We start from the raw sequence: 12,039 nt of genomic DNA, 5'->3' as shown, positions 1-12,039 counted from the left end.
CGCCCCCCCCCCCCCCCCCCCCCCCCCCCCGGGCCCCGGGCCCGGGAGCCGCGATATGAACGCCACACCAACGCGGAATCCTGCCGATCCGGGCGTTGTGGGGGACGATGATGCACGTGACGCCGCAGACTCAGACCCCCAAGCGACCCTCACCGCCGAAGCTGTCCGAGGATGCACACCTGTTCGCCGGCTATACGGACGTGGAAGCCTTCGGGCGCGCCTACGACGAGATGTTCGCCGAGGACGGCACCGTGCGGACGCCCTACAAGGGTATCTACAAGGCCCTCGCGAACGCCGCGGAGTCCGACCTGGCGGCGCGCGTCGATGCGCTCGGCGTGGCGTTCATCGACCAGGGCATCACGTTCTCGCTGTCCGGACAGGAGCGCCCGTTCCCGCTGGACCTAGTGCCCCGGGTGATCGCCGCCGCCGAGTGGAACCGACTGGAACGGGGTATCAAGCAGCGGGTGCACGCGCTCGAGCTCTTCCTCGACGACGTGTACTCGGAGCAGGAGATCCTGCGTGACCGGGTGGTGCCCAAGCGACTGGTGACGTCGTGCGAGCACTTCCACCGGCAGGCCGCCGGGATCCGCCCGCCCAACGGCGTGCGCATCCACGTCGCAGGAATCGACCTGATCCGGGACGCAGAGGGCACGTTCCGCGTGCTCGAGGACAACCTGCGGTCGCCGTCGGGCGTGAGTTACGTGATGGAGAACCGCCGGACGATGGCCCAGGTCTTCCCCGACCTGTTCACCAGCCACCGCGTCCGTGCCGTCGCCGACTACTCGAGCCACCTCCTGCGGGCCCTGCGTAAGTCGGCGGCGTCCAACGAGGCCGACCCGACGATCGTCGTCCTCACGCCGGGTATGGCCAACTCCGCATACTTCGAGCACTCGCTGCTGGCGCGGCAGATGGGCGTCGAGCTCGTCGAGGGCCGCGACCTGTTCTGCCGCGACAACGTCGTCTACATGCGCACCACGAAGGGTGAGCAGCAGGTCGACGTCATCTACCGGCGCATCGACGACGACTTTCTGGACCCCATGCAGTTCCGGCCGGACTCCGTGCTGGGCGTCGCCGGGCTGCTCAACGCGGCGCGCGCGGGCAATGTCGTCATCAGCTCGGCCGTGGGCAATGGAGTCGGCGACGACAAACTCACGTACACCTACGTGCCCGAGATCATCGAGTACTACCTGGGCGAGAAGCCGTCGCTGCAGAATGTCGACACCCTCCGCTGCTGGCTCGAGCCGGAGTGCGAGGAGGTTCTCGACCGTCTCGACGAGTTGGTTCTCAAACCCGTCGAGGGCTCGGGCGGGTACGGCATCGTCTTCGGCCCGGACGCAACGGAGAAGGAGCTCGCGACCCTGCGCCGCAAGATCCTCGCCGACCCGCGCGGTTGGATCGCGCAGCCCGTCGTCCAGCTCTCGACGGTGCCCACCAAGATCGATGATGCCGCTCGCCCCCGCCACGTCGACCTGCGCCCCTTCGCGGTCAACGACGGTGACGATGTGTGGGTCCTGCCCGGCGGTCTCACCCGCGTGGCGCTGCCGGAGGGATCGCTGGTGGTGAACTCGTCGCAGGGCGGTGGATCGAAGGACACGTGGGTGCTCGCATCGCGCACGTCGGCGGCCGACCGAGAGCTGGACGGCGAGGAGGTCGTGCGGTCGCCCGAGATCGGGCAGCAGGCCCACGTCGAACTCGGTCCCAGCCTGACCAGCCAGGACCAGCAGCAACAGCAGTCGCAGGCAAGGGAGGCATAGGACGATGCTCGCCCGCAACGCGGAGACCCTGTACTGGATCGGTCGATACATCGAGCGCGCCGACGACACGGCGCGCATCCTCGACGTGACCGTCCACCACTTCCTCGAGGACGCCACCGTCGACGAGGACCGTTCGTCACGACAGCTGTTGCGCGTTCTCGGCATGCCCGAGCCCGAGCCCGACGAGCCACTCGACGTGTGGGCCGTCGTCGAACTCGTGGCGTTCAACCGGGACTGGCGCAGCGCGTCGATCGCCTCCTCCATCGCAGCGGCGAGGGAGAACGCGCGCGGCGCGCGCGAGGTCACCTCGTCGGAGATGTGGGAGTGCATCAACACGACCTTCAACGGTCTCGCCGAGCGTGAGCGCGCGGCCAAGCGCCTCGGGCCGCACGAGTTCCTGAACTACATCAAGAACCGCGCGGCCATGTTCGTCGGGCTTGCGGACACCACCCTGTCCCGCGACGAGGGCTATCGCTTCCTGCTGCTGGGCCGCGCGATCGAGCGCATGGACATGACGGTGCGGCTGCTGCTCTCGCGCGCGGGCGACCGCGCCAACTCCCCGACGTGGGTGACGGTGCTGCGCGCGACCGGTGCGCACGACACCTACCTGCGCACCTACCGCGGCGTGCTGGATGCGAACCGGGTGGTCGAGTTCATCCTGGTCGACCGCCTGTTTCCACGATCGGTGTTCCACGCCATCTCGATCGCGGAGGACTGCCTACGCGAGATCGACCGCGGCGCGGACAGCCGCGTCGGGTCTCGCGCGGAGGCGCAACGACTGCTGGGCCGTGCACGTAGCGAGCTCGAGTTCCTCGCGCCGGGCGAACTGCTCGAGGACCTGCAGTCTCGGCTCGTAGCACTGCAGGACATAGGCCAGGCGGCCGGCGACGCTGTCACCGCGCAGTACTTCCACGTCACGCCCTACGTCGCGTGGACCGACGCGCGGGCGCGCGGCGGCGACTTCGATCCGATCCTGGAGGGGGAACTGTGACCTGGCGTATGCGAGTCGTGCACGAGACGGGGTTCGGCTACGACGCGCCCGTCACCTCGTCGTACAACGAGGCCCGCCTGACGCCGCGCAGCGACTCGCGGCAGAACGTCATCCTCAATCGCGTGGAGACGGTGCCCGCCACGCGTACCTACCGCTACACCGACTACTGGGGCACCGCGGTCACCGCATTCGACCTGCACGCCCCGCACACCGCGCTCGAGGTGTCGGCAGCGTCGGTGGTGGAGACGGAGCCGGCCCACGAGCCCGAGGAGAGCCTCGGGTGGGACGATCTCGAGTCCGAGCCGATCCGGGACCGGTTCGACGAGTTCCTCGACTTCGGCACCTACGTCCCGAGGAGCCGGAGACTGGCGCGAGTAGGTGCCCGGCTCGCAAAGGACGCGACCCCCGCGGAGACGCTGCTGGCCGCGTCGCAGTGGGTGCACGAGAAGCTCGACTACGTGCCGGGCACCACGGGCGTGCATTCGTCCGCGTTGGACGCGTACGAGGAGAGCAAGGGCGTCTGCCAGGACTACGCTCACCTGACGCTACTGCTGTTGCGCAGTGCCGGTATCCCGGCCAGGTACGTCTCCGGGTACCTGCATCCCAAGGCGGGGGCCGCAGTAGGCACTACGGTGGCCGGGCAGTCGCACGCGTGGATCGAGGCGTGGACGGGTCAGTGGGTCGGCTACGACCCCACCAACGACGTAGCCATCACCGAGCGGCACGTGTCGGTGGGTGTCGGGCGCGACTACGCCGACGTACCGCCGCTCAAGGGCATCATCGCGGGTGGCGGCGCCTCGGATCTGGACGTGGAGGTCGAGATCACCCGTCTGGCCTGAACCGGTGTGGTCCGGGAAAGGTGTCGGTGGTGCCGTCTAGCGTTGGCGGTGTGAGGGAACAGCCGCAGGCCATAGAGGTACGTGGGGCGCGCGTACACAACCTGGCGGGGATCGATGTCACGGTCCCCCTGCGGCAGCTCGTCGGGATCGCCGGTGTGTCGGGGTCGGGCAAGTCCTCGCTGGCGATGGGCGTGCTGTACGCCGAGGGCTCGCGGCGCTACCTCGAGGCTCTGTCGACGTTCACGCGCCGCCGCCTCGCGCAGGTACCACGCGCCGCCGTCGACTCGGTCGAGCACGTGCCCGCGGCGCTCGCCCTCCGCCAGCGGCCGCCTGTGCCGGGTGTGCGCAGCACGTTCGGCACATCTACCGAGTTGCTCAACGTGCTCCGCCTGATGTTCTCCCGCCTCTCCTCCCACGTGTGCCCCAACGGACACCGCCAGGCGCCCACGCTCGCCGTCGCCGAGGAGCAGGAGATCACGTGCTCCGAGTGTGGCGTCGGGTTCTTCGGGCCCGGAGCGGAGGCGCTCGCATTCAACTCCGGCGGTGCCTGCCCCGAGTGCGCGGGAACAGGCGTCGTGCGGCAGGTCGACGACGCCGCGCTCGTCCCGGACCCGGCGAGAACGATCGACGACGGGGCGGTCGCGCCCTGGTCCATGTTCGGGCTCTCGGTGATGCCACACGTCGCCGCCGCGATGGGCGTACGCACCGACGTCCCCTACGCCGAGCTCACCGACACGGAACGGGACGTCGTGTTGCACGGGCCCGCCGAGAAGCGCCACATCGCCGTTCCGACCAAGAACGGCAAGCTCTTCGAGATGGACTTCACCTATCGCAACGCGCGCGCGGCGGTGCAGGAGGCGATGGACAAGGCGACTACCGAGAAGGGGCTGACGCGCGTGGGGCGGTTCATCCGTTCCGGCGAGTGCGGCGAGTGCGGCGGCACCAGGCTCAGTGCGGCCGCCCGCGCACCGATGATCGGGGAGCTGAACCTCGCCGACGCCACCGCGCTCACCCTCGACCAGATCACGGCGTGGTCGCCCGGCATCGTCGAGTCCCTGCCGCCCGAGATGCGGGACATGGCGCAGATCCTCGTCGACACCCTCTCGGGCACGGCCCGGCGACTGCTCGAGCTCGGGCTCGGGTACATCGGCCTGGACCGCGCCGGCGCGAGCCTGTCGACGGGCGAGCGACAGCGCGTGCAGCTCGCCCGCGCGGTCCGCAACCGCACCACGGGTGTCCTGTACGTGCTCGACGAACCCTCGGTCGGCCTGCACCCTGCCAACGTCGACGGTCTGCTCGGCGTGTTCGGCGACCTCGTCGCCGACGGCAACTCCGTGGTCGTCGTCGATCACGACGTCGCGGTGCTGCGCGCGATGGACACGCTGCTGGAGATCGGCCCCGGATCGGGGGCCGACGGCGGCACGGTCGTCGCGTCCGGTACTGCAGACGATCTGTCGGCGTCCCCGCGGTCCCTGCTGGCCGCGTTCCTCGACGGCCGCGAACCGGCGGTCGTGCGCGAGCGTGCCGCGGATGTCTTCGCGTGCGGCCGCATCCACCTCGAGACGCGCCCGATCCACACCGTCGAGGCTTCAGCCTTGGACCTGCCGGCGGGCCGGCTGACGGCGGTCACCGGCGTGTCGGGGTCGGGGAAGAGCACCTTGATCCTCGAGGGGCTGGTACCGGCGCTGAGCGCGGTCGGCGGCCCGCTCCCGGCCCAGGTGGCGGCGCTCGATGCACCCGGGATCACGCGCGTCGCCGAGGTGGATGCGACCCCGATCGGCGTGAACGTGCGATCCACCGTGGCCACCTACAGCGGCGTGCTGGACGATCTGCGTCGCGAGTTCGCCCGCACCGACGACGCGCGCCGGCTCGGACTGAAGGCCGCGGACTTCTCCTACAACACGGGCTCGCTCCGCTGCCCGCGCTGCGAGGGCACCGGGCAGGTGTCGCTCGACGTGCAGTTCCTCCCCGACGTGGACATCGATTGCCCGGACTGCGCGGGGCGCAGGTACTCGGCTGACGCCGACGGTGTACTGCGCGGGGAACATTCGCTTCCCGACGTGCTAGCGCTGTCGGTGCGACGGGCGCTGGACGCGGTAGGCGATGTCCCGCGTGTGCGGAAGAAGCTGCAGACCTTGATCGACCTCGGCCTCGGCTACCTGACCCTTGGTGAGGGCACGCCGGCGTTGTCGGGCGGCGAGGCGCAGCGTCTGCAGCTTGCGACCGAACTGCATCGGGACCAATCCGACGCCGTCTTCGTGCTCGACGAGCCCAGCGTCGGCCTGCATCCGTCGGATGTGCGGGTCCTACTCGATGTGCTTACGCGGCTCACTGATCGCGGCGCCACCGTCGTGGTCATCGAACACGACCTGGACATGATCGCGAACGCCGATCACGTCATCGATATGGGGCCGGGAGGTGGTGCCGCCGGCGGTCGGATCGTCGCCACCGGGACGCCCGACGAGGTCGCGGCGGACCCCGCGAGCGTCACCGGCCGCTACCTCGCCGCGCACCTGGCACGGGCGGGCGGAATCACCGATCCGCGGCCACCAGCTCCGCGCACCGCTCGCCGACGAGCATCACCGTGAGGTTCGGATTGACGGTGGTGTGCTCGGGGAACACCGAAGCGTCGGCGACGCGGAGCCCGTCGACGCCCTTGACCCGCAGCTGCGGGTCGAGGGGGGACAGCGGGTCCTCGGGCGCGCCCATCCGGACCGTGCCTACAGGGTGGTAGACGGTGTTGTGGGTGCGGCGGATGTAGTCAGCCAGTTCCGCGTCGCTCTGCGTGCCTGGGCCCGGGTACAGCTCGCGCTCGATCCATCCGGACAGCGGTGTGGCGGAGGCGATCTCACGTGCCTTCCGGATCCCGGCGATCATCACGCGCATGTCGTGCCCCTCCGCATCCGTGAAATAGCGGGGGTCGACCCGCGGCTTGTCCCGGAAGTCCCGCGAACGGAGCCGGACCGTGCCGCGTGATCGCGCGTGTGTCACGTTCGGAGTGAGGCAGAAGGTCTCGCTCGCAGTCGGGTAACCCTGCCGCAGCGTGTGCATATCGAAGGGCACACTGCCGTAGTGCATCATGAGGTCCGGCCGGTCCAGGCCCCGAGCGGTGGTCGTGAAGATCCCGGCCTCCCACCACTGTGTCGACTCGCGCACCATGGGGCGGGTGGTCTCCCACCCGATCACGCCCTCGGGATGGTCCTGCAGGTGCATTCCCACGCCCGGCGAGTCGATGAGAACGTCGATACCGTTCTCGCGCAGGTGATCTGCGGGTCCGATACCGGACAGCATGAGCAACTTCGGCGAGTCTATGGCGCCGGCGGCCACGATCACCTCGCGGCGCGCGGCGACCCGCGTGCTGCGCCCGAAGGCATTGTCCGTGAGCTCGACGCCGACCGCGCGGGTGCCGCCGTCGCCGATCTCGGTGAGGATGCGCTTCGCCCACGCGCCGGTCCGGATCGTCAGGTTCTCCCGGTCCTGGTGTGGGTGCAGGTAACTCACGGACGACGACGAGCGGATGCCGTCGGCGCGCCTGTTGATCTGAAAGAAGTTGGCGCCGTTCATGACTGTGCGACCCGAGTTGAACTCGGTGCGTGGGATGCCGATCTCCTCGCACGCGTCCAGCACGGCGACGCCGCACGGGTCGTTCGGCTGCACCGTCATCACGTGCACCGGCCCGGTGCGCCCGTGATGGGCGCCGGGCGCGTCATTGGTCTCGAGCTGCGCGTAGAGGCGGTAGACCGAGTCTGCGCCCCAGCCCGCGGCTCCGTGGTCGTACTCCCACGAGTCGAGATCCTCGCGCGGCGCCCAGAATGCGATGCAACTGTTGTGGGAGCTGCAGCCTCCCAATACCTTCGCGCGAGCGTGCCGCATGTGGGAGTTGCCGCTGGCCTGCGGCTCGATCGGGTAGTCCCAGTCGTAGCCGGACTCCAGCAGCTCCATCCATCGGTCGAGCCGTAGGATCGCGTCGTCGCCTATGTCGGACGGGCCCGCCTCGAGCAGGCACACGGTGACCGCGGGATCTTCGGACAGCCGGGCCGCGACCGCGGCGCCACCGGAGCCGCCGCCGACCACGACGTAGTCGAATTCGTTGTCGCCCATGATCTCTCCCAACTCCTAGTCGGCGAACCAGCCGGTGACGCCGGGGCGCAGGTTGCGGTAGACGTGTTTGGCTTCGCGGTACTCGCCGAGCCCGGTGGGCCCGAGCTCCCGACCCACACCCGAATGACCGAAGCCGCCCCACTCGGCCTGTGGCAGGTAGGGGCCGAAGTCGTTGATCCAGACGGTGCCGTGCCGCAGCGCGGCTGCGACGCGCTCGGCCCTTCCTGCGTCGGCCGACCAGACCGCGCCCGCCAATCCGTACTCGGTGTCGTTGGCGATCGTCACCGCCTCGTCCTCCGTCGCGAAGGTCTCGACGGTGACCGTCGGCCCGAAGGCCTCGTCGTGCACGCAGTCCATGTCGGGCGTAACGCGGTCGATCACCGTCGGGAGGTAGAAATAGCCGTCGTCGAGGTCGCCGTAGCCACGGTCACCCCTCGCGAACTCGCCACCCGTGCGGACCCTGGCGCCCTGTTCGCGAGCCCGCTCGACGTAGGCATGCACCTTGTCTCGATGTGCGGCGGAGATGAGGGGCCCGGTCTCGGTGCCCTCGACGAAGGGCAGGCCGATGTGGATCCGCTCTGCGCGGCGCACCAGCTCGTCGACGAAGGGCTCGGCTACCGACTCCTCGATCACGAGCCGGGCGCCCGCCGAGCACACCTGTCCCGAGTGCAGGAACGCGGCGTTCAGGGCGTTGTCGACGGCGGCTGCGAACCCCTCGCCGGTCGCGCAGGCGTCCGCGAACACGACGTTGGGATTCTTGCCGCCGAGCTCGAGCGCCACCTTCTTGACGGTGTCCGCGGCGCTACGCGCGATCAGCCGCCCGGTCGCCAGCCCGCCGGTGAACGAGACCAGGTCGACGTCCGGGTGCGTCGACAGGGGCGCCCCCGCAGTCGCGCCGGCGCCGAGCACCAGGTTCGCGACCCCGGCGGGCAGGCCGAGATCGTCCATCAGGCGAACCAGCAGGATCGATGTGTGCGGTGTCAGCTCGGAGGGTTTGAGGACGAACGTGTCGCCCGCCGCGATTGCGGGCGCGACCTTCCAGGCGGCCTGCAGTAGCGGGTAGTTCCACGGCGTGATGAGCCCGCATACGCCGACGGGGGAGTAGACGATGCGGGAGTCGACGTCGGCGCTCCCGGCGTCGACGACGCGGCCGGCGTCCTGTCCTGCGAGCTTGCCGAAGTAGCGGAAGCAGTTAGCGATGTCCGCCATGTCGATCTCGGATTCGTAGAGCCGCTTGCCGGTGTCCAGGGTCTCGGCGCGCGCGAACTGGTCGCGGCGCTCGTCGATCCCGGCCGCAACGGCCAACAGTAGATCGCCGCGCTCGGCCGCCCCGGTGCCTGGCCAGGCACCGTCGTCGAACGCCCGGCGGGCGGCCGCGATCGCGGCGTGCACGTCGTCCGTCGTCGCCTCGGCTACCGTGCCGATACGGGAACCGTCTGCGGGGCAGCGGATCTCGCGCGTTCCTCCGTCGGAGGCGGGCTGCCATCGCCCGTCTATGAACAGGGTTGCACTCATGCCGTTGGAGTTCCTTCCGATTCGGGGTCGATGCCGGGCGCAGCCGCGTCGGCGGCGCCCGGGGCGTCGGAGGCGGCGCGCCGCAGATGCAGGTATCCGAGGTGCCGTTCGTACTGGTCCAGAATGTCGCCGATCACCTGCTCGCGTGTGTACCCGTTGAGCGAATAGCCCTGCGACCCCTCGGACAGATACACCTCGCACCGGAAGTAGCGATCGGCCGAGCGCTGCGCGAGCACCGCGTACGTCGGGGTCGGGGACGACACGGGCCACACCCCGTACTCGAAGCGTTGCTCGGTCGCGAGGTCGACCACCAGTCGTGGCGAGGGGAGTCCCTCGCTGTGCCCGGCGTCGTCGACGGCGGCGTCGAGGCCCTCGCCGGACAGCTCCGCGGCGACATCGCGCATGGCGGACTCGACGGTTCCGGTGATGAACCGTCGAGTGGCCGCGGGGCCCGGATAATGGATCGTCGTGAGTAGGCGGCGGCGCCAGTTCCCGGTCTCGCCGCGGCCCGCGGCGATCGCTTTGGGGAGCGACGCTCGGTAGCTGTCGAGCTTGTACGACTCGTTGTGCAGGGAGCGTAGGAGCGCGATACCCACCAACGCGAGGACGAAGGAGAACGGTAGGCCCATGATGATGGTCGCCTGCTGGAGCGTGACGATGGAGCCGCCCTCGCCGGCGAACAACATCGACAGGGTGAGAAGGCCGATCGCGACGGACCAGAAGATGCGGGTCGAGCGGGCGCAGTCGGCCATCGGATCACCGAGTCTCGAGGTGAGGTCGCCCATCACCAACGATCCGGAGTCGGCGCTGGTGACGTAGAACAGCAGACCCGTGATGGTCGCGATGCCCAGCAACAGAGGCGCGCCCGGGTACTGCTCCAGCAGGGAGTAGAAGCCGACTTCCGGGGTGGACGCGGTGGTGTCCGCGAAGGCGCGGTCGCTGCGCGCCACCTCAAGCGCGCTGTTACCGAATATCGACACCCAGATGAGGATGAAGCTGAACGGCACGATCAGGACGCCGAATACGAACTGGCGCAGGGTACGCCCGCGCGAGATACGCGCCAGGAACAGCCCGACGAAGGGCGCCCACGCGACCCACCACGCCCAGAAGAACAGAGTCCAGCTGTCGAGCCAGCCTGTCGGGTCGCTACCTCGTGCGGGGCTCGTCTGCTCCCACGCGAACGTGTCGAGTGTCCGATCCAAGAACGTGGACAGGTAGTCGCCCGCATTCTGAGCGAGGCCGTTGAGTAGGAAGTCCGCGCGGCCCGCCACAACGATGTAGACAAGGAGCACGATCGCCAGGATCACGTTGAGTTCCGAGAGCCGCCGGATCCCCTTGTCGACACCGGAGGTGGCGGACGCCGTGGCGATGACGACGGACAGCACGATGAGGCCGATCTGCGCGGCCTTACCCTGCTCGATCCCGAACATGCGATTGAGACCGTAGTTGAGCTGGACTATGCCTATGCCCAACGACGTCGCGATGCCGAAGATGGTGCCCAGCACCGCCGCCACGTCGATCGCGTCACCGAAACGCCCGTGTACACGCCGCCCGAGGATGGGTGAGAGTGCCGCGCGGATCGTGAGGGGGAGATTGTGGCGGAAGGCGTAGTACGCGAGCGCCCCGCCCATCAGCGCGTACATCGCCCAGCCGGTGATGCCGTAGTGGAAGACGGTCCACGTGACCGCCTCGCGCGCGGCGTCAGTGGTCTCTCCCCGCCCGTTCGGCGGGTTCAGGTAATGGCTGACCGGCTCCGCTACGGAGAAGAACATCAGGTCGATGCCGATCCCGGCGGCGAACAGCATGGACGTCCACGTGAAGAGGCTGTACTCGGGCCGGGACTCCTCGGGGCCCAGCCGGTAGCGGCCGTAGCGGCTGAGGCCGATGAACGCGACGAGGCCCACGATCCCCGTGGCCAGAACGAAGTACCACCAGCCGAACCAGGTGGAGATGAAGCTCTTCACGTCGCCGATGGCGTTCTCGGCGACGCCCGGTGCGAGGAGCGCCCAGATCGCGAAGGCCAGTACCACCGTGGCCGCGGTGGCGAAGACGGGCTTGTTGAGGGTGCTCTGCTGATCGGTAACGACGGGGTCCGGGGTCGAACGCTCGGTGCCGCTCATGTCTTTCGACAGTACAACGGTGGTTGGTCAATGGGGACGAATGGGGTGAACGTGCCCGTTCAGTGCCATCCGTACTCGGTGCGTAGGCGCCGGGCCACGAGATCGAAGCGCGCGAGCTCGAGGATCGCGCCCTCGCGCCGGATGCCGTCCTCCGGTACGTCCAGGACGCGGTCGAGCCGGATCCACGACGGGCGACGCTGGTCGTCCCAGGCGCCGCTGCCCAACTCCATCCAGCGGTCGTCGCCGCCGTGGTCACGCGTCGAGAGCATGAGGCCCAGCAGCGTCTCGCCGGACCGGCCGACGACGAGCACCGGCCGGTCCTTGCCCTGTCCGGCCTCGGGGCCGCCGGTCTCCTCGAACTCGACCCAGGTCCACACGATCTCGCCGGGATCGGCGCGGCCGTCGAGTGCAGGGGCGTACGCGATCGCCCGCGCGCGCAGCTCGGACGGCTGCGATGTCCGCGTGACCGGTCGTCCGGGCGTGAACTCCTTGGGCTTCGCGTCCTGTGTAGGTTCGGCACCCACGGCCTCGGCGACTGCGGCCGCAAGCGCCTGCCGGCCCGCCTGCACCGGCCCGGACCGCATGAGCTGCGACAGCAGCCTCGGCCCGTGCTCACGTGCCAGCCTCCGCGCGGTCGCGCCGATCCGGGTGAACTCGTCAGCCATGCTGCCAGGATAGGCGGCGTCGGCGCCGGTGGCCCCCCGCCCCGGGCCGGGCCC

The 12,039-nt window shown here is 69.5% G+C and carries 8 protein-coding genes; 4 read left to right on the top strand and 4 right to left on the bottom strand.

What is annotated here, in order from left to right:
- The first annotated feature begins 110 nt into the window (after positions 1-110).
- Genes P0W64_RS22180 through P0W64_RS22165 form a run of 4 tightly spaced genes read left to right on the top strand, consistent with a single transcriptional unit; the run spans position 111 to position 6,172 of the window.
- Positions 111-1,754, top strand: a complete 1,644-nt coding sequence (locus P0W64_RS22180) for a circularly permuted type 2 ATP-grasp protein (RefSeq protein ID WP_275482372.1) — start codon at positions 111-113, stop codon at positions 1,752-1,754.
- A 4-nt stretch (positions 1,755-1,758) separates the two neighbouring features.
- Complete coding sequence (locus tag P0W64_RS22175) at positions 1,759-2,745, top strand: alpha-E domain-containing protein (protein ID WP_275482370.1); 987 nt, start codon at positions 1,759-1,761, stop codon at positions 2,743-2,745.
- An 8-nt stretch (positions 2,746-2,753) separates the two neighbouring features.
- Positions 2,754-3,584 carry a transglutaminase family protein gene (locus tag P0W64_RS22170; RefSeq protein ID WP_275482371.1) on the top strand — a complete coding sequence of 277 codons (831 nt, stop codon included), beginning with the start codon at positions 2,754-2,756 and terminating at the stop codon, positions 3,582-3,584.
- 50 nt (positions 3,585-3,634) lie between these two features.
- Entirely contained in the window at positions 3,635-6,172 is a 2,538-nt protein-coding gene (locus P0W64_RS22165) for an excinuclease ABC subunit UvrA (RefSeq protein ID WP_275482369.1), read from the top strand.
- On the opposite strand, the gene P0W64_RS22160 is transcribed toward P0W64_RS22165, so the two are convergent.
- Genes P0W64_RS22160 through P0W64_RS22145 form a run of 4 tightly spaced genes read right to left on the bottom strand, consistent with a single transcriptional unit; the run spans position 6,117 to position 11,985 of the window.
- The gene (locus tag P0W64_RS22160) at positions 6,117-7,685 is read right to left on the bottom strand and encodes a GMC oxidoreductase (RefSeq protein ID WP_275482368.1); all 1,569 of its coding nucleotides are present in this window, start codon (positions 7,683-7,685) and stop codon (positions 6,117-6,119) included. The two genes, P0W64_RS22165 and P0W64_RS22160, sit on opposite strands and share 56 nt — an antisense overlap.
- 15 nt (positions 7,686-7,700) lie before the next feature.
- Entirely contained in the window at positions 7,701-9,200 is a 1,500-nt protein-coding gene (locus tag P0W64_RS22155) for an aldehyde dehydrogenase family protein (protein WP_275482367.1), read from the bottom strand.
- Positions 9,197-11,320, bottom strand: coding sequence for a choline BCCT transporter BetT (betT, locus tag P0W64_RS22150; RefSeq protein ID WP_275482366.1), 2,124 nt, complete (start codon positions 11,318-11,320; stop codon positions 9,197-9,199). The genes P0W64_RS22155 and betT overlap by 4 nt, the downstream gene beginning before the upstream one ends.
- A 59-nt stretch (positions 11,321-11,379) precedes the next feature.
- The gene (locus tag P0W64_RS22145) at positions 11,380-11,985 is read right to left on the bottom strand and encodes a type II toxin-antitoxin system PemK/MazF family toxin (protein WP_275482365.1); all 606 of its coding nucleotides are present in this window, start codon (positions 11,983-11,985) and stop codon (positions 11,380-11,382) included.
- Between the last annotated feature and the right edge of the window lie 54 nt (positions 11,986-12,039).

This window comes from Tsukamurella sp. 8F, assembly GCF_029167375.1.
GTDB lineage: Bacteria > Actinomycetota > Actinomycetes > Mycobacteriales > Mycobacteriaceae > Tsukamurella.
This window is presented reverse-complemented; position numbering and strand designations above follow the sequence as displayed.

Excerpts from the sequence above, each read along its gene's own strand:
- P0W64_RS22180 (WP_275482372.1), top strand. The coding sequence starts at position 111 with ATGCACGTGACGCCGCAGACTCAGACCCCCAAGCGACCCTCACCGCCG.
- P0W64_RS22175 (WP_275482370.1), top strand. The coding sequence starts at position 1,759 with ATGCTCGCCCGCAACGCGGAGACCCTGTACTGGATCGGTCGATACATC.
- P0W64_RS22170 (WP_275482371.1), top strand. The coding sequence starts at position 2,754 with ATGCGAGTCGTGCACGAGACGGGGTTCGGCTACGACGCGCCCGTCACC.
- P0W64_RS22160 (WP_275482368.1), bottom strand. The coding sequence starts at position 7,685 with ATGGGCGACAACGAATTCGACTACGTCGTGGTCGGCGGCGGCTCCGGT.
- P0W64_RS22155 (WP_275482367.1), bottom strand. The coding sequence starts at position 9,200 with ATGAGTGCAACCCTGTTCATAGACGGGCGATGGCAGCCCGCCTCCGAC.
- betT (WP_275482366.1), bottom strand. The coding sequence starts at position 11,320 with ATGAGCGGCACCGAGCGTTCGACCCCGGACCCCGTCGTTACCGATCAG.
- P0W64_RS22145 (WP_275482365.1), bottom strand. The coding sequence starts at position 11,985 with ATGGCTGACGAGTTCACCCGGATCGGCGCGACCGCGCGGAGGCTGGCA.